Origin of the sequence: Leucobacter sp. MMO-125 (assembly GCF_037148395.1) — a bacterium.
Taxonomy (GTDB): Bacteria; Actinomycetota; Actinomycetes; order Actinomycetales; family Microbacteriaceae; genus Leucobacter.
The window spans coordinates 21305-38935 of record NZ_JBBCTL010000003.1; the positions used below are offsets into that span (position 1 = coordinate 21305).

General features: G+C 68.9%; 15 protein-coding genes. 5 read left to right on the plus strand and 10 right to left on the minus strand.

Features of this window, described 5'->3' with window-relative positions; translation table 11 throughout:
* Nucleotides 1-154: 154 nt before the first annotated feature.
* Nucleotides 155-1276, plus strand: coding sequence for a glycosyltransferase (locus WFI54_RS07775; RefSeq protein WP_336652226.1), 1122 nt, complete (start codon nucleotides 155-157; stop codon nucleotides 1274-1276).
* Between the two features lie 62 nt (nucleotides 1277-1338).
* Here WFI54_RS07775 and WFI54_RS07780 read toward each other — a convergent pair whose 3' ends face one another.
* From WFI54_RS07780 to WFI54_RS07790, 3 genes are all read right to left on the minus strand, one after another.
* Nucleotides 1339-2583: an MFS transporter gene (locus WFI54_RS07780; RefSeq protein ID WP_336652227.1), complete on the minus strand. Its 1245-nt coding sequence runs from the start codon at nucleotides 2581-2583 to the stop codon at nucleotides 1339-1341.
* Between the two features lie 10 nt (nucleotides 2584-2593).
* Nucleotides 2594-3109 carry a 5-(carboxyamino)imidazole ribonucleotide mutase gene (purE, locus tag WFI54_RS07785; protein ID WP_336652228.1) on the minus strand — a complete coding sequence of 172 codons (516 nt, stop codon included), beginning with the start codon at nucleotides 3107-3109 and terminating at the stop codon, nucleotides 2594-2596.
* Nucleotides 3110-3179: 70 nt separating this feature from the next.
* Nucleotides 3180-4328: a 5-(carboxyamino)imidazole ribonucleotide synthase gene (locus WFI54_RS07790; RefSeq protein WP_336652229.1), complete on the minus strand. Its 1149-nt coding sequence runs from the start codon at nucleotides 4326-4328 to the stop codon at nucleotides 3180-3182.
* 319 nt (nucleotides 4329-4647) lie between these two features.
* Between WFI54_RS07790 and WFI54_RS07795 the strand changes: the two genes are divergently transcribed.
* Together WFI54_RS07795 and WFI54_RS07800 are read left to right on the plus strand one after the other, a co-directional pair.
* Nucleotides 4648-6399 (plus strand): DHA2 family efflux MFS transporter permease subunit, encoded by a 1752-nt coding sequence (locus tag WFI54_RS07795; protein WP_336652230.1) that lies wholly within the window; start codon nucleotides 4648-4650, stop codon nucleotides 6397-6399.
* A 10-nt stretch (nucleotides 6400-6409) separates the two neighbouring features.
* Nucleotides 6410-6952: a MarR family winged helix-turn-helix transcriptional regulator gene (locus WFI54_RS07800; protein WP_336652231.1), complete on the plus strand. Its 543-nt coding sequence runs from the start codon at nucleotides 6410-6412 to the stop codon at nucleotides 6950-6952.
* Between the two features lie 136 nt (nucleotides 6953-7088).
* Here the strand turns inward: WFI54_RS07800 and WFI54_RS07805 are convergent, their stop codons facing one another.
* The 5 genes from WFI54_RS07805 to WFI54_RS07825 form a co-directional block, all read right to left on the minus strand.
* On the minus strand, nucleotides 7089-9983 hold the full coding sequence (locus WFI54_RS07805) for a metallophosphoesterase (RefSeq protein WP_336652232.1): 2895 nt from the start codon (nucleotides 9981-9983) through the stop codon (nucleotides 7089-7091).
* Nucleotides 9984-10044: 61 nt separating this feature from the next.
* Nucleotides 10045-10890 (minus strand): phosphonate ABC transporter, permease protein PhnE, encoded by an 846-nt coding sequence (gene phnE / locus WFI54_RS07810; protein ID WP_336652233.1) that lies wholly within the window; start codon nucleotides 10888-10890, stop codon nucleotides 10045-10047.
* A 12-nt stretch (nucleotides 10891-10902) separates the two neighbouring features.
* Complete coding sequence (locus WFI54_RS07815; protein WP_336652234.1) at nucleotides 10903-11694, minus strand: phosphonate ABC transporter ATP-binding protein; 792 nt, start codon at nucleotides 11692-11694, stop codon at nucleotides 10903-10905.
* On the minus strand, nucleotides 11694-12605 hold the full coding sequence (locus WFI54_RS07820) for a phosphate/phosphite/phosphonate ABC transporter substrate-binding protein (protein ID WP_336652235.1): 912 nt from the start codon (nucleotides 12603-12605) through the stop codon (nucleotides 11694-11696). Before WFI54_RS07820 ends, WFI54_RS07815 begins: the two co-directional genes overlap by 1 nt.
* Nucleotides 12606-12673: 68 nt before the next feature.
* Nucleotides 12674-13795 carry a TIGR03364 family FAD-dependent oxidoreductase gene (locus tag WFI54_RS07825; RefSeq protein ID WP_336652236.1) on the minus strand — a complete coding sequence of 374 codons (1122 nt, stop codon included), beginning with the start codon at nucleotides 13793-13795 and terminating at the stop codon, nucleotides 12674-12676.
* A 165-nt stretch (nucleotides 13796-13960) separates the two neighbouring features.
* Between WFI54_RS07825 and WFI54_RS07830 the strand changes: the two genes are divergently transcribed.
* Together WFI54_RS07830 and WFI54_RS07835 are read left to right on the plus strand one after the other, a co-directional pair.
* Nucleotides 13961-14740 (plus strand): GntR family transcriptional regulator, encoded by a 780-nt coding sequence (locus WFI54_RS07830; protein WP_336652237.1) that lies wholly within the window; start codon nucleotides 13961-13963, stop codon nucleotides 14738-14740.
* Between the two features lie 77 nt (nucleotides 14741-14817).
* Nucleotides 14818-15534, plus strand: coding sequence for a phosphonatase-like hydrolase (locus tag WFI54_RS07835; protein ID WP_336652238.1), 717 nt, complete (start codon nucleotides 14818-14820; stop codon nucleotides 15532-15534).
* Between the two features lie 187 nt (nucleotides 15535-15721).
* Here WFI54_RS07835 and WFI54_RS07840 read toward each other — a convergent pair whose 3' ends face one another.
* On the minus strand, nucleotides 15722-16417 hold the full coding sequence (locus WFI54_RS07840; RefSeq protein WP_336652239.1) for an endonuclease/exonuclease/phosphatase family protein: 696 nt from the start codon (nucleotides 16415-16417) through the stop codon (nucleotides 15722-15724).
* 99 nt (nucleotides 16418-16516) lie between these two features.
* Nucleotides 16517-17431: a LysR family transcriptional regulator gene (locus WFI54_RS07845; RefSeq protein WP_336652240.1), complete on the minus strand. Its 915-nt coding sequence runs from the start codon at nucleotides 17429-17431 to the stop codon at nucleotides 16517-16519.
* Nucleotides 17432-17631: the final 200 nt, after the last annotated feature.

Consider the following 17631-nt stretch of genomic DNA (forward strand, 5'->3'; position numbering starts at 1 on the left):
AGAATCTCGCGAAGATCACATTTCCATTACGGCTACGCGTGACGCCCAACTCCGCGGGACCCTCCGGGGGCTTTCCCCGGCGCACCTCAAATACAATGAGACCCAGGCACGCGCTTGAAGTTCCGCGCGCTGTTCGAGACGGAGGGGAGACTGCATGGCCACGCTCACCCTCATCGCCGAGCCGTTCCCCGACTGGGAAGCACCGGCCCACGCCGCAGCCGCCCGCGACCTCACCAATGCCGTCGCCGCCACCGCCCCGCGCAGCTGCAGCGCCCGCTATCTCATGGCGCGCGGCTCCGCACAACCAGCCTTCGCATCGCCGGTCATCCGAGTAGATCAGCTGCCGATGCGCGCCGCGATGCTCCCCTACGTCTGGCAGAGCGGCACCACGGCCCGCCCGCTCGACGGCGAGTTCGTGCACGCCCTCACCCCGATGCTGCCACTCCGCTCGCGCGGCGAAGACGACGGCTCGCAAACCTCGGTCACCATCCCGCACAGCCTCGCTTGGGAGGCGCCGGCGTTGCTCGGCAACGCCCAGGCCCGCCTCTTCCGCGCCTTCACGAGGCGCGCGGTGAAGCTTGCAGATGTGATCCTCACTCCCACCCACGCCACGGCCCGGGTGCTGCAGCGGCAGTACGGCGAGCACCTGCCCGTCCAGGTCCTGCCCCTCGCACCGCCGGCCGAGTACCTCGCGGGCAGTGATGCCGCGACGCGACGGGAGGCGCTGGCGTTGCCCGAGCGCTACGCGCTCACCACGGCGATGCCGGGCGAATTCGGCCGCCTCGAGTGGTTGTTCGACGCGCTGCGCACCGACCCGTCGCTCCCGGCACTGGTCGTGCTCGACGGGCTCGACCCGCGCGCACCTACGAAAGAGCACCGCGACGAGAACGGCGCGCACGAGATCGCGATTCCCGCAGAGTTGCACGATCGCGTCACCGTCGTGCGCCCCCGCGAGCTCGCCGATATCGGCGCTGTGCTTTCGGGAGCCGCGCTGCTGGTGCTGCCCCAGAGCTACTCCGGCACCGGCTACACCGTGCTCGGTGCGCTGAGCGCCGGCGTACCCGTGCTGCACGCCGACCAAGACGCCACCGCGGAGCTGGTGCTCGATGCCGGCGTCGCGGCAGAAAGCGCCGGGCCGTTCGCCGCCGAGTACAGCCGGCTCTTCCGCGACGCCGAAGCGCTCGCCCAGCTGTCAGTGCTCGCCTGCGATCGGGGGCGCAGCTACAGCTGGCGCGGCGCCGCCTGGCAGCTGTGGGAAACCCACGCCAATCTCTAAGATCTATTGAGATGTGCGGATCCGCGAGCCCGGAGCCTCGCAGCGGTGCCCGCGGCACCCCCTCAGATCGCGTCGACTACCGCCACGCCTCCCCGCGAGCGCGCATAGCGCCACGCCAGAAGCGCAGCGAGCAGCGTCGTCGAGACGACGAAGGCGACGGTCGCCCACCAGCCGCCCGCACCGAAGGTCACACCGCCCACCCAGCCGAGCACACTTGAGCCCGTGTAGTAGCCGAGGTTGTAGAGCGCGGGTGCGAGGCTGCGCCCCGCCCCAGCCCGCCTGTCGATGAGACCGCTCGCAACGGTGTGGGCGGCGAAGAAGGCCCCCGTGAACAGCACCAGGCCGACGACCACCGCCACAAGCGAGGGGGCCAGCGTCAGCGCGAGCCCGGCCACCATCGTGGCAGCGCAGCCGAGCAGCGTCAGCGTCGGCGGAATGCCGCCTGTTGCTCGCCACACCCAGCGCGACGCCGCAGCGCCCGCGAGGTAGGCGAGGAAGATCCATGACGACTGCGCAAGCGACAGCCCGAACGGCTCGTGCTGCAGACGGAACGCGAGATAGTTGTACGCCGCGACGAAGCCGCCCATCATCAGGAACGCCTGGGCCACGAGCACCATGACGCCCGGCGTGCGGAGGTTGGCGAGGGTGGCGGGCAGGATCGCCATGCCGTCGCGCGGAGGCACGGCGGTCGGTGGGATGCGCACGAGAAACACCGCCGTCGCCGCGGCGGCGAGCACCGCGACGGCGCCCATCCCCCAGCGCCAATCACCGGGTTCGGCCGCTGTTGCGGCGATGATGCGGCCCGCGAGGCCGCCGAGCGTGGTGCCCGCAATGTAGGTGCCGACAGCGGTGCCGAGCGCCCGCGGGTGCACCATCTCGGCGATTGCGGTGACCGCGATGGCCACAAGCCCCGCGAGCAGCAGCCCTTCGACGAACCGCGCCGTGACGAACCATCCGAAGTGCGGAATGAACGGGGTGCCGAGGCCGACCACCATGGCCGACGCCATGGAGATACGCATGGCACGCACCCTGCCTATGCGGTCGGAGAGCCGTGCCCAGGGCAGCACCCCGATGGCGACGCCGATGGTCGCAGCACCGACCGCCCAGGAGGACTGCCCGGCAGACACTCCGAAGTCGCGCGCGAGATCCGGGAGTATGCCCTGCGGAGAATACATCTGCGCGAAGGTTGCGAGCCCCGCGCAGAACAGGGCGATCAGCGATCTCCGGTAGCGCGGCGTGCCCGCCTGCGCGCGAGGTTCGTCGCCGACGCCTTCCGGGCCGGAGCCCTCGCCGTCGCGGCCCGCCACAATAGCTCTGCTACTCGGAGGCGATGCGGGCCTGCAGCGCTGCGTTCTTCGTTTCAACGATGTCGGTGAGCTGCTGAGCGTACTCGGCAAGGCGCTGCGCGATCACCGGGTCGCTCGCGCCGAGAATGCGCGCAGCCAGCAGACCGGCGTTCTTCGCGCCGCCAATGCTCACTGTCGCCACCGGAATGCCACCGGGCATCTGCACGATCGACAGCAGCGAGTCGAGCCCGTCGAGCTTCGCAAGGGGCACCGGCACACCCACCACAGGCAGCGTGGTCATGGAGGCCACCATTCCCGGCAGGTGCGCGGCTCCGCCGGCACCGGCGATGATCACCCGAAGCCCGCGCGCGGCGGCCTCACGGGAGTAGCTCACCATTTTGTCTGGGGTGCGGTGGGCGCTCACCACCTCGACCTCGTGGGGAATGCCGAACTCCCGCAGCACCTGCACGGCGTCGGCCATGACGGAGAAGTCGCTATCGCTGCCCATGATCACGCCGACGAGGGGCGCTGCGGAGGTGTCGCTCATACGGTCCATCGTATCGTCGCGCGGCGGCCTTGCTCCGCGATCAGATCGGCGGATCCGCCGCGGTGCGAGCTCAGGCGAACGCTGCCGCGGCGGCGCGCGCCTCGGCGAGCACGACATCGAGCGAGTCGCCCGTGACGGTGACGTGCCCCACTTTGCGGCCGGGGCGGGGCTGCTTGTCATAGCTGTGGATCTTCGCGCGCGGGTGGGCGGCAAGCGCGGCGGCGTAGCGCACCGGCATCGGACCCTCCTCGGGGCCGCCGAGCACATTGACCATCACCGCGACAGGCGCCGTCATCGAGGTGTCTCCGAGGGGCAGGTCGGCCACCGCCCGCAGGTGCTGCTCGAACTGGCTCGTCACCGAGCCCTCGATCGAGAAGTGGCCGGAGTTGTGCGGGCGCATGGCGAGCTCGTTGACGAGCACCCGGCCATCGCGGGTTTCGAACATCTCAACGGCGAGCACACCAGTGACGCCGACGCCCTCAGCCACAGCGCTGCCGATGCGTGCGGCCTCTTCGAGCGTCTCGGCGCGCTGCACCGGAGCCGGGGCGACCACCTCAGCGCAGACGCCGTCGCGCTGGATAGTCTCGACCACAGGCCAGGTGCGAGTCTCGCCCCCGGGGCGGCGAGCCACGAGCTGTGACAGCTCACTGGTGAAATCGACGAGCTCTTCGACGAGCAGCCGCCCCCCGTGGCCGTCTTCGGCGAGCGCCGTGAACCAGTCGCGCACCTCTGCCGCGTCGGAGACGACGCGCACGCCCTTGCCGTCGTAACCGCCGCGGGCGGTCTTCACAACGGCATGACCGCCGTGCGCGTCGATGAACGATTGGAGCTCTTCGGCGTCGGCAACCGCCGCCCAGGCGGGCACTGGCACGCCCAGTTCGCCGAGCTTTTCGCGCATCAAGATCTTGTCTTGCGCGAATTGCAGGGCGTCGGGACGGGGGTGCACGGCGACGCCGCGGCGCTCCAGCTCGCGCAGAATCTCGCCGGGCACATGTTCGTGGTCGAAGGTGACCACGTCGACGGTCTCGGCAAAGGCGTAGACCGTCTCGGGGTCGCGGTAGTCGCCGACAACGTCAGCGGCGCGCGCGGCGCTCGAGCCCTCGGCTTCAGCGAGCACGCTGATACGCAGCCCGAGGTGGATGGCCGGCGGCACCATCATGCGGGCGAGCTGCCCGCCCCCGATGACGCCGATCCTGATGCTGCCGCTCTCGAGAGTCATGCCTTCTATTCTGCCGCATCGCGCCACTCGCCCCGCGCCCGCGCTCGCCAGCCGCTCCGCAGCGGCACCGATCGACGTTCACGCACCCCAATCCGCGGATGTTCGGTGCCTGCACGTCGATCGGTACGTTTGGGGGGGCAGGGGATTTGGTTGATAAACATCAACCATTGCCCTATAGTTGATCTTCGTCAACAAAGCGGAGCGCGATCCCGATCCGCCCCGGGCACACGCACCCCGGAGCCCCCGATCCGCACCCGCCAGCCGCGGCCCATCACCGAAGCCAGCCGCACCGCTCACCAGCATCCCGCGAAGGAACCATATGACGCACCCCTCCACCCAGGCCTCCGCAACGGGGCTGCTCACCGGCCGAGCCAAGAACCTCGCACTCGCGGGGCTCTTCCTCGCCAACTTCGTCTCCATGCTCGCCATGAACGTCGTGGGCACCTCGATGCCGATCATCATCGCCGACATCGGCGGCACGCAGGCCGCGTTCACCTGGGTGGTCACCGCCACCATGCTCGCCGCAGCGATCTCCACCCCGATCTGGGGCAAACTCGCCGACCTCACCAGCAAGAAGGTGCTGCTGCAGCTCGCAATCGTCATATTTATCCTGGGCTCGGCGTTCGCCGGCATGGCGCAGGACCCCACCTGGCTCATCGCCTGCCGCATCGTGCAGGGCCTCGGCGTCGGCGGCCTCGGTGCACTCGCGCAGATTGTGCTCGCCGAGATCATCAGCCCGCTCGAACGCGGCAAGTACATGGGCATCCTGGGCGCCATCATGGCCGTGGCCACCGTCGGCGGCCCCCTGCTCGGCGGCCTACTCACCGACACCGTCGGCTGGCGCTGGAACTTCTACGTCGCCGCCCCCATCGCGATCGTCGCGATCGTCATGCTGCAGCGCACCCTGCACCTGCCCGTGCGCAAGCAGAAGGTCAAGATCGACTACTGGGGCACCGCGCTCATCTCGCTCGGCTTCTCGAGCCTGCTCATCTGGGTGACGCTCGCCGGCTCCAACTTCGAGTGGTGGTCGTGGCAGACCGTCGCTATGGTCGGCGGTGGCATCGCCGCCCTCGTGATCGCCGTGTTCGTCGAGCTGCGCGTCGAAGAACCGTTGATCCCGATGACCCTGTTCAAAAACCGCACCTTCACCCTCGCCTCCATCGCGTCGATCGCGGTCGGCCTCGCCATGATGGGCACCGCCGTGTTCCTCGGCCAGTACATGCAGCTCGCCCGCGGGCGCTCGGTGATCGAGTCGAGCCTGCTGACCCTGCCCATGATGGCGGGCGTGCTGCTCTCGTCCACGATCGTGGGCCAGATCATCACCCGCACCGGCAAGTGGAAGCGCTACATGGTGGCCGGCGCCGTCGCTCTGCTCGCCGGCCTGCTCATGATGGGCCAGCTGCGCTACGACACGAACTACTGGTACGTGGGCATCTCGATGGCGATCCTCGGCGCGGGCGTCGGCATGACCATGCAAAACCTCGTGCTCATCGTGCAGAACACTGTCGGGCCGACCGAGATGGGTGCGGCAAGCGCCTCGGTGACCTTCTTCCGCACCATCGGCGGCACCGCCGGTATCTCAGTGATGGGCGCGATCCTCGCCCACGAGATCGCCGACTACTTCACGGAGGGCTTCACGAAGCTGGCCGCGCTCATGCAGACGGACCCCGACCCCGCCGTGATCGCCGATCTGCAGCGGTTCCAGGAGAGCGACGCGATCCCGAAGATCGCCGAGCTGACCGCGCCCGTGCGAGAAATCGTCGAGTCATCGTACGGTCACGCCATCGGCAACATCTTCCTCGCCGCCTCCCCCGTCGCGATCGTCGCGCTCATCGCGATTGCGCTGCTGCCCAACATTCCACTGAGCACCCAGAGCAATGCCGAGCGCATCGCCGAACTGAGCCGACGAGAGGCCGCAGCCGCAAGCGACGCCGCGGGTACCGCCGCGCACGAACTCCTCGGCGACGCCGTGCAGGCGGCCACCGGGCCGATCGGTGTGGTGTCGGGCGATGACCGCTCGCAGCCCGCCACGGACGCCGAACGCGGCACCAGCCGCACTGAGGCCCGTTAGGCTCAAGACCATGGAGGATCACAACGGCCGCGCCCCGCTGGACGCCCCGGCGGGGACGGCCGACGCCCCCCGCGACGACCGCATCGCGCAGATCATCTCAGAATTCTCAGAGGTCTTCGCTTTCGCTCGCAGCCACTGGGCCAGCTACGCACAAGAAGTCGACCCCGAACTCAAGGGCGTCGGCATGATCGTGCTGCAGCTGATCTTCAAGAAGGGCCCGGTCACCGCGACCGCGCTCAGCCAGATGCTCGACATGGACAAGGCTGTGGTGAGCCGCCAACTCGCGAAACTGCGCGAACTTGCACTCGTCGACGCCGAACCCGCTGCAGAAGACCGCCGCGTGGTGTTGCTCACCACCACGCCGCGTGCCGCCGAAGTGCTCGAACGCGTCCGCACCCGTTGGGCGCACGCCTACCACGAGCGTTTCGCCGGCTGGAGTGCCGACGACCTCGACGGTCTGCGCGAGGGGCTGCACCGCTTCAACGCCTCCGCGCATGACATTCGCGTCGATGGACCCGCCGGCCGCTGCACCCGCGGCCACACCGTCGAGTAGCGGATCGCCGCAGCAGCAGCATCTGCACGCAGCAGGCGCCGCAAACACCACAGTCACGACGACGGCCCAGCCTCGCAGGCCCACCCCGTGCGGGGTGAGACCTGGCGAGGCCGGGCCGTCGTCGTTGTTCAGAGCATCAGGCGCGTCGCCTGCGCGCCCGCCACACGATGATCGCGCCGCCACCCACCGCGAGCAGCAAAGCCCCAGCCGCAAGCGGTGCCGCACTCTGCGCACCCGTGCGGGCGAGCGAAGCGGAGTTCGAGCCCGCGCGATCCGCCGCCCCCTGACCGCCGTATCCACCCGATCCGCCAGCCCCGCCGCTGCCACCGCCGTCAGTGCCACCGCCACCGCTGCCTTCGGCGGCGGTGATCACCACAGGAGTCGACAGCTCCGAACCGTCGGCGCGCACCACCACCAGGCTGTGCTGGCCAGCGGGCGTCTCAGCCGGGATCCGCACCGTCTGCGACAGCCCTCCCTGAGCGTCGGCCACAGGCGACGCGAGCACCACAGGCTTCGACCGCAACTCGATCCGCAGCGCCTCCTGAGGCAGGAACCCGCTGCCAGCCACCGTGATCTCGCCGCCCTGTGCGACAGTGCTCACGCCGAGCGACACCTCCGGCGGCGCCGGGGGCGCATCATCAGCGGGCAGCGCGATGTCGACGTGCTTGATCTCGGTCGGCTGCGCCTGGGTGTCGAAGCCATAGACCGTCGCGCGCAGACGATCTTCGTAGAGCGAGATGCGCAGGCCCGCGGGATCCGCGCCGCCGACACCCACCTCGCCCCAGTCCCCGCTCGGACCGTACTGGGTGGTGACCGCAGCGGTATTGATCACCGTCGGAGCGTGGCTCGTGGTCGGCACGAAGCGCTGCTCCACGCTCCAGTCGTGCAGCTTCGGGCTCCAGTGCGTGTGCGAACTCATCACTGTGACGTTCGGGTAGGCGGCCAGCAAGCGCTCCATGCGCTCCTGGTCGTCACCGAACTCACGCTTGTAGAGATTGGCGTAGGAACCCGAGACCGAATTCTCGAAGATGTGGTGCACGCTCAGCAGCACCGGCATGCCCGCGTCACGGTAGTGATCGAGGCGGTCGCGCAGCCAGTTGAACTGCTCGTCCCAGATCTCCACGAACGGTCCACTGCCGCCGTGGTACTCGTGGCGCTCGCTGCCGATCCAGAGCACCGGAAGCTTGCCGTCAACCACAACCTCACCCCAGAGGCCGCGGTTCGCGGACGCGGATCCCGGCACGCCGAGATCGCGCATGCCCGTGCGGTCGAGGAAGCGCTGGATGTAGGTAGCCGAGCCGTCGCCGCCGTAGAACTCGTGGTTGCCGATCGTGGAGATGCGAGTCGGGTAGTCGGCCCCGCCGCCGGCGTTGAAGGCCGCGAAGTAGCTGTCGTACTGCGCGGTCGTGCCGTTGCCGGTGAGGTCGCCGTTCGAGATCACAGTGTCGGCCCGGCCGCCCGGAAGGTTGCGGAAGCCGGGCAGCACCTGGTTCTGCAGCTTCGCGTTCGCGCCCTGCACGTCACTGAAGACGTCGACAATGGCCTCGGGCTCGGCACCATCGGCGAGCGGCGCGAGCGGGGTCACGAGCCGCACGTCGTCGATCATCCATGAGCCGCCGCCTGCCGGCGCGGTGTAGTCGAACACGACGGTCGCGCGGGTCGCCGCCGCCGGCACCGACAGGGGCAGGCGCGGCTGCGCTGACTCCTCCTCAGCGGTGATGGCGCGCAGCTCCACGGTCTCGCCGGTGTCGAACTTCACGGCGACCGTACCCGTGTGGGCTCCGCCGCCGCGCACCCGGAAGTGGCTGTCGAAGCGCAGTTCGAGCTTTGCCCCGCCAGTGACCGCGACCGGGGCCGAGGTGAGCACACCGTCGAAGGCCGCGTTCTTCGCCTCGGCGACGGCGATCACCCCCGAAGCGCGGGTAAAGGTGTGTCGGCGGTCGAGGCCGTAGGCGTCGACGACCTGCTGGCGGGTGAGAAACGCCCAATCGCCCTCGACACCCCAGGCATCGCTGGTGCCGTCGAAGCCGTCCCACCACAGCTGCGGCTCGGTGGTGGCGGCAGCAGCCGGAAGCTCTGCGAGCACCGTCACCGGGATCGACACCGGAGTCACCCCGCTGCCTGTGATGGCGAGCGGCAGCACGGCCTGCGGCTGCCCAGCCGGGATCGCCACGTCGAACGCAACCGTGCCGTCAGCCGCCGCGGCGGGGATGCCCGTGATAGGCACCGCTGCAGCCCCCTCACCGAGCACTGCGCTCAGCTGCTGGCCGGCACGCAGCCCGCGCAGCGACACCGTGGTGCTCGATCCCGGGGTCGCCACAGGCTTCGCGAGCGAGGTTACGACGGGCGTGCGATCGGCGGGCGCGGCCTCGGCGATGGCAACGTTGTCGATCATCCAGAACCAGTTGTTGCTGCTCTTCAGGTACTGCCACCCGAAGCGCACGTTTTGCGCGCCAGCAGGCAGATCGATGGTGAAGGTGTGCGTCTGGTTCAACCGGTTCGCGGCGAAGGCGTCGACGAGTGCGGGGGCACCGCCGTCGATGCTGGCGAGCAGCTTCGCCTCCTGAGGCGCCTGGCCCTGCTTGTAGTGGCTGTCGAAGCTCACGCTCACTGCTTCGGCGCCGGGATCGACCGCGTAGGCGGGCGCCCACAGCGTCGAATCGAAGGTGCCGGTGGTGGGGCGATTGCTATCCGACTGCACCACGGCGACGAGGCCCTGCGCCTTGGAGAAGCTATTGCGGTCGCCGTTGTTGCCGAACGCCGAGACAACCTCGGCGGTGGTGTGGAAGGTCCACCCCTCCCAGCCGGCGCGCATCCCCGCAGTGTTCGTGCTCTCCACGGTCCAGCCGTCTGGTGCTTGGCCGGGGCCGCCGGCGGTGTCGAAGCCCTGCGTATACGGGGCGGCAACGGCCGCAGCCGGCGCGGCCACCGCGGGGGCGACGATGAGGCCACCGGCGAGCGCGAGCAGCGCGCCTCCGGCAATGGCACGTCCGGGCCGTCGCACGGCGCGACGGAGTGAACTGGGCAACATGGGGCGTTTCTCCTTATGTGAGCGTCAGATGCTGCGAAGAGCGGGAGGGACGGATCGGCGGCTACTGCAGCCGCTTGCGGATCCAGCCCGAGGCGAGATCGACCGCCACGATCACCACGAGGATGATGATGAGGTAGGTGAGCATCTCGTCGAATTGGAAGGTCTTGATGGCTTTGTTGATGAGCAGACCGATGCCACCGGCACCCACGAGGCCGAGCACGAGCGAGGAGCGCACGTTCACGTCGAAGCGATAGAGCAGCAGCCCGGTCAGCTGCGGCAGAACCGTCGGGATCGTCGCGTTCGCAACCACCTGCCAGCGGCTCGCGCCGGCCGTGCGCAGCGCCTGCTCCGGGCCGGGGTCGATATCCTCCATGGCCTCTGACCAGAGCTTGCCCATCACGCCGGTGTTGTGGCAGATGAGCGCGAGCACGCCCGCGAAGGGGCCGAGGCCCACAGCCGTCACGAAGATGAGGGCGAAGACGATGTCGGGCACCGCGCGGAAGAACGACAGGATGCCGCGCGCAACCTGGTAGACGAAGGTGTTGGGTGCGGTGGTGCGGGCGCCGAGCACGGCGAGCAGCAGTGCGAATGGCACCGAGATCGTGGTGCCGAGCAGGCCGATCCAGAGCGTGGTCAGCGCACCTTCGAGACCCTTCTGCAGCACCTCGGGGCTGAGATCCGGCGGGATCGCCTCGGCGAGGAAGTTCACCATGCCTTGCGCGCCCGTGAGGAGCTTGGCGGGGTGGAAATCGGTTGCCGAGAAGGCGAGCAGGTGCAGCACCACGAGTACCACGATGATCGCGGTCCAGGTTCCGGCCCGGTAGGGGGCTTTCGGATCCCGCGGCACGGGGATGTGATCGTCGGAGCGAGGCTCGCGGAGGGCGGCGGGGGTGAGCGTATCAGTCACGGGGAAGGTTCCTCAAAGGTACAGCGAGGCCAGCTCGATGTCGTCGATGTCGGCGGTGGGCGCGTCGAAGACGAGGCCGCCGTCGCGCAGGCCGATCACCCGGTGGGCGTAGCTGCGCGCCAGGTGGGGCTGATGCAGCACGGCTGCGACACCGAGGTTCTCCTCGACGGCGAGCTCGTGCAGCAGGCTCATCACGTCGTCGGCGGCCTTCGGGTCGAGGGCCGAGACGGGCTCGTCCGCGAGAATCATGCGCGGCCGCTGGCACAGGGCGCGGGCGATGGCCACCCGCTGCTGTTGGCCGCCGGAGAGGCTGCCGGCGCGGTCATGGGCGCGATCCGCCAGCCCCACACGATCGAGGCAAGCCATGGCCTCCTCCTTCAATGCGCGCGGGAACAGCGGAGGCAGCGAGCGCCAAGCGGACAGCCGCGAGAAGCCGCCGGCGCACACGTTCTGCAGCACCGTACGGCGCTGCACCAGGTGGATCTTCTGGAATACGGTCGCCGCGGTGCGGCGAGCCTCGGCGCGGCGCTGAGCGCTCGCCTCGGTCAGACGGACTCCGGCGATGGTGATGTCGCCGGAGTCCGCCTCGATGAGGCCGTTCACCGCGCGCAGAGTGGTCGACTTGCCCGAGCCATTGGCTCCGAGGAATGCGACGACCTCTCCCGCGTGCACGCGCATGCTCATATCCCTGAGCACGACGCGGTCGCCGAAGCTCTTGGAGATGGCTCGCACGTCGAGCAGCACTTCAGCGGTGCTGTTCGTCTGCGTCTGGGCGGGGGTTCCGAGCACGGTGACGGCACTCATCAGACGTCGGCCTCGGTGAGACCCATGGTGTCGGCGAGCTCGAACAGCGGCTGGTAGGTCTTGTTGTCGACCTCGATCAGCGGGCCTGCGGGGTCAACCCCGAGGAAGGCGCTGACCTTCGCAACGTCGGCGGCGTCGAGGCTCAGCAGAGCCTCCTTCACAGCTATCTGGAACTCTTCAGGCAGGTTCTTGCGCACGGTGATCGGATCGTTCGGGATCGGATCCGACTCCCAGACCTGGCGGAACTTCGAGGTGTCGAAGGTGCCCTCGGCAACCGCGGTCGCGAGCGTCTGCGAGTTGATCTGGGCAGCCTCGACGGTGCCGTTGGTGAGTGCGAGCAGCGCCTCGGGGTGACCGCCTGCGTAGTCCCACTGCACCTCTTCGTCGATGCCCGCATCGACGAGCGCCGACATCGGCAGCGCGTCACCCGAGGTCGAGCCGGGGCTGCCGAGGGCGAGGGTCTTGCCCTTCAGATCCTCGAGGGACTGCACGGGCGAATCCTTGGGCACCCAGATGCCGCCCGTGTAGGTGGTGGGCTTGCCCTCGGCGTCGCCGAAGGAGACCATCGCGGTGGCCCCGGCGCGCTCGTTCGCGAACACGAAGCCGAGCGGGCCGAACTGGGCGATCTCGAGCTGATCGTTCTCCATGGCGAGCACCTCGGCTGCGTAGTCCTCGGTGATACTCACCTCGACGGGGCAGTCGAGCTTCTCCGACAGCGCCTCGGCAAGCACCTGATAGGCGGGCTCAAGGGCCTCGGGATCCTCGTAGGGCAGGATGCCGAAGCGGATCTTGCCGTCGGGGCAGGTGGCGGAAGCCTCGCCCGATGCCGCATCGGCAGTGGACGAGCATGCGGTGAGGCCGAGGCCCAGCAGCGCGACCGCCGAGGCGGCGAGGATGGTGGTCTTCTTCACGATTCTCCTTGGGGTATGTGGTGCGGTGTGAAGGTCCGACCGCCTGTCGGGTTCGACAGGCGGGTGGTCTAGAGGGAGGCGATGGTGCGGGAGCCGAGGGCGAGGCCCACGGTCATGCCCACGCCCGTGGTCACGGTGACCACGGAGACGCCGGAAGCCGGGGTGGCGCGCAGGATGTCCTGCTCACCGCTCGTGGCGTAGAGCCCCTGCCAGCGTTCGAGCACGTCGAGCTGGGGAACGCCGAGCAGCGCAGCAGCCTCGTCGAGCAGGATTTGCGACCAGCGCTCGTCGAGGAAGGGTGGCGCGGTGTCGTGGCTCGCGTGCGAGTCGCCCACGAGCAGCGTGCCGTCGGCCTGCTGGGTGAACATGACATTGGCGTCGATCTCGATCAGCTCGGGTCGGGAGATGCGGATCTCGGCGCGCAGCGCCTCTGCGGCGGGGCCGGCGAAAGCGCCGTAGCGCAGCATCGAGGTGCCGGTGAACACGGCGGGGCCGAGCCCCATCTCGCGCGGGGCGCGCACGCGCATCATCTGCAGCGCGCACTCTCGTACGCGGGCCTGCTCGGCGAGCTCGGGGAAGAGACGCCCCACGAGGTGACCGGCTGCGACCACGACGTGGTCGGCTTCGATCCGCCCCCGGCTCGTCTCCACAGCGCCCTCGCGCACCTCGCGCACCGCCGTCGAGAATCGCACTTCACCGCGCTCGTGGGCGTCGACCCAGGCGGCGATGCGCGCCACCGTTGAGCGGGGGTTTGCGGTGAGATCGGCGGGGAGCAGCGCGCCGGCGCGCAGGTGGCTGGGATTGGGGATCCGCAGCAGTGCGCCGGCCTCGGTGCCGGTCACGAGCGTGGCGCCCTCGGGGGCGCGCTCGGCGAAGAACTCGTGGATCACTGATTCTTCAGCGGCGGATCGTGCCACGACGAGGGTGCCGGAGCGGCGCGCCTCGACGCCAGCGCGCTCGGCGAGCGACAGCCAGATCGGATTCGCTTCGAGCGCGAGTGCGCCGAGCTCGCCCGCCTGGGCCGAGGTGCAGACGTGGCCGAAGTTGCGCACGCTTGCGAGCACGGCAGCGGCGTCTTGTTCGATCACGGTCACGCGGCAGCCTGCGTCGAGCGCGGCGACGGCGTGGCCGAGGCCGACAATGCCGGCGCCGACGATCACGACGTGGGGTGCGGAGTGCGAGGAGGTCATGACTTCGATGGTGAAGCCTCAAAAGTAATCATGACAACTTTTCGCGGCGGTGTTCTTCAAGCGTTCACGGTGCGCCACCGGGTGATCGAAGATCGTCACAATTCGTTCACCTGACAGTCATCGGCACGCATTTCGAGTAGTACAGACAACTTGTAGGCTGACCGCATGACCGACAGCTCCCCGCTTCACGCACGGCTGTACGCCGAGATGGTGCACCGCATCCGCACCGGCGTCTGGCAGCCAGGCGACCGCGTGCCCAGCGAGAAATCGCTCGTCGCCGAGTTCGGCACCTCGCGAGGCCCCGTGCGCCAAGCACTGGCGGCACTGCGTGCCGAGGGCATGATCAGCGGTCGGCGCGGTGCCCCGCCGCGAGTGCAGCGAACCGCACCGGCGCAGTCGTTCGACACCTTCATGTCGTTCACCGAGTGGGCGCGAGAACTGGGGCTCGTGCCCGGCCAGCGCGTCATCGAGGCGAGTCGGCGGCCGGCCACCGAGGACATCTCGCGCGAGCTGCAAATCGAACCCGACACCCCCGTCGTCGAGATCATCAGGCTGCGACTGCTCGACGGCAAGCCCGCAATGCTCGAACGCTCGCTCTTCCCCTACGAAATCGGCAGGCACCTGCTCTCAGCCGACCTCGACGGCGGCAGCATCTACCAGACGCTGTGCAACGCTGGCGTGGTGCCCGTGCGCGCCCGCCACGTCATCGACGCCGTCGCCGCCCACCCCCTCGAAGTCGAACAACTGCATGTGCAGCCGGGAGCGCCGCTGCTGCGCGTGCGCCGCCTCGCCTACGACGTGCTCGGCACCGTCATCGAGACCGCCGACGACCGCTACCTGCCAGCCATGGCCACCTTCGTGGTCGAGAACAGCGCCGAACACCGCACGCCGCTGACGCGCCAGGCCGGCACCACCAACGTCGATCTCTTCGATCGCGCCCTCTGACCCCCGGCCGCACCCCTCCCCGGAGGAGGCGCGCCACCGGTGAACCCCGAGAAAACCCAACCTCCAGGAGTACCAGCATGATCACCCTCGCCGTCTTCGACATGGCAGGCACCACCATCGACGACGGCGGCGCCGTCTACGACGCTCTGCGCATCGCCGTCGAGGAGACGGGGGTGCGGGTCTGCCCCGCCGAGCTGCAGACGTGGATGGGCACCGAGAAGCGGGCCGCCATCACCGCGCTCATCGAACTCGGCGGCGGCGATCCGCTGCAGCCTGCCGACAAGGTCGATGCGGCCTTCGACAGCTTCCGCGCCACCCTCGACAAGCTCTACACCGAGCAGCCGCCCACGCCGATCGCCGGAGTGCCCGAAGCGATCGCAGCCCTCTGCGCCTCCGGCGTGCAGGTCGCCCTCACCACCGGATTCTCGCGCGACGTGGCCGAGGGCATCCTCGAACAGCTCGGCTGGAGCATCGGTGAAGCCGCCGCACCCGACGCGCCCACCCCCGCAACCGTGGTCGATGCGCTCGTCTGCGGTGACGAGGTGGTGGCCGGGCGGCCCGCGCCGTACATGATCCACCGTGCCATGGAACTCACCGGCACCCTTGCAGTCAGCGAGCTGATCGTCGCCGGTGACACTGCCGTCGACGTGCAGGCCGGCGCGAACGCTGGCGCGGCGATCACCATCGGGGTGCTCTCGGGCAAGCTCGACAGGCAGGCCTTCGAGGGGCAACCGTACACGGCGCTGCTCGACTCGGTCGCCGAGATCCCGGCCTACCTCGCCACTCGAGGCTAGGCCCCCAAGCCCCCAAGCCCCTGAACCTGCCCCCCCTTGAGCCCCCAGCACCCCCGCCGAGAGGCGGATTTCACAGCTCTCCGCGCGGGAGGTCCTGCGTTATCCGCCTTTCGATGGGGGTGAGCTGCGGGAGGGGATAAGAACAGAGGCAGGCAGGCAGAAGCAAGCCGCCCGCGCCCGCGAAGCCCTAGGCGGGCACGGGCGCGGTGACATCCTCCCGCAGCGACGCCGACACCATGATGGGCAGGTGGTCGGAGAGGCCGCGGTCGAGGGTGCGCACGCTGGAGATGTCGATGCCCGACGAGGTTGCGAAGTCGAAGTGCCCTCGGAACATCTTGTATCGGGTGTAGGTGCGCTTGTCGCTCAGGCTCAGCTCGTAGCCGTGGTCGCGCATTTCGGTGTCGAGGCGTCCCTTGAACACGGGGTAGTTGTAGTCGCCCACCATGAGCGCTGGCAGCCCGGGCCCGAGGGCGCGCAATTCACCGAGGGCGGCGTGGATCTGGTGCCGTCGCAGCGAGTTGAGTGCGGTGAGCGGGGCCGCGTGGAATGACGCGACCACGAAGTCGCGGCTCGTTTCCGAGTCGTGCAGCCGCGCACCCAGCAGGCGTTCGTGGGCGGGCGCGAGCAGGCGGTCGTGCAGTGATTTTTTGAGCTGGAAGGTGTGCGCCGATCGCGCGACGAAGCGATCCTCGCGCACGTACATCGCGAGCCCGAGGCGGTTGCGCTCGGTGGCGTGCACGAGCGACATGTGGCCGAGGTGCGCCGGGAGGGCGACAGCTTCGGCTTCTTGCAGACAGAGCACATCGATCTCGTGATCATCCACCAGCGCACCGATTTCGGTGACGGCCCGGTTCTTGCGCAGGTTGTAGCTGACGACCTTCATGCAGCTCCCTTCCTCGGGTGGGCGTCGGATTCCGACAGCACCACCTTACGCTCGCGAAGCTGAGCACTCTGAGATTCTCAGCGCTTGCTGAAGTGGGGGTCACTCAAATGACAGCTGGGCGGCTTCGGCGGCGAGCGCTTCGCGTACGGCGGTGAGCGCCGGGTGTCTGTCTTGGGAGGCACGTGCTGCGGTGAAGACGGTGCGGTGGGGGCGGTCGGGGAGTTCGATGAGCCGCAGCCGTGGTTGCGCGCCGAGGTGCACGAGGCCTGGGAGCAGGGCGACGGCGTTGCCTGATTCGATGAAGGCGATGTGGGCTTGCAGATCGGCGGTTTCGTAGCGCACATCGGGTTGGAAGCCGGCGGTGCGGCAGGCTTGCTCGGCCCAGTGCCTGGTGGCGGCGCCGTGCGGTTCCATCACCCAGGGCAGTTGAGCGAGGTCTTCGATGCCGCGGGCGCGATCGAAGCGTGGGTCTCCGGTGCCGTGGGGTGGCACAGCGAGGCGGATCGGGTCGCTGGTGAGGGCTTGTCTGTCGAGCCCTGGGAGGTGCTGGGCGGCGTGGCCGGGGTACTGTTCGGCGACGACGAGGTCGAAGCTGCGGATCCAGGTTTCTTGGAGTGCTGCGCCCGGTTCGTACTGCATGATTTCGACCCGCAGTGCTGGGTATTGCTCGCGCAGGCGTCGGAGTGCGCCGGGCAGGATGGAGAGCATCGCGGTCTGGAAGGCGGCGACTTTGATGGTGCCGGTGACTTCTTCGCGCACGCGGTGGAGCGCTGCTTCGGCGCGTTCGAGGCCTGCGAGCAGTTCTGCGGTTTCGGCGACGAGCACTTCGCCGGCTGGGGTGAGTTCGAGGGTGCGGCCGCTGCGGCGCAGCAGTGGCGCGCCGGCTTCTCGTTCGAGCACGGCGAGTTGCTGCGACACGGCTGAGGGGCTGTAGTTGAGGGCTTCGGCGACGGCGGCGATGGTGCCACGGGCGTGCAGTTCCCAGAGGAGGCGCAGGCGTTTCATTTCGAGCATGGCGGTCTTTCGGGGCTGTGGGATCGGGGGTGCGGATCTCCGCGTTCGCGCGGGGTGCCGGGTTCGGCGGCGAGGCCGGGCATTGCCGGGTACCCCTGAGTATTACCGGAGAGGCGATCGACGTTGATTCAGTTCAGCTTCATGTTACTCGGCAAAAAGTACCGCTGTACTTCACGCTCGCCGCGCTCCACACTAGATAC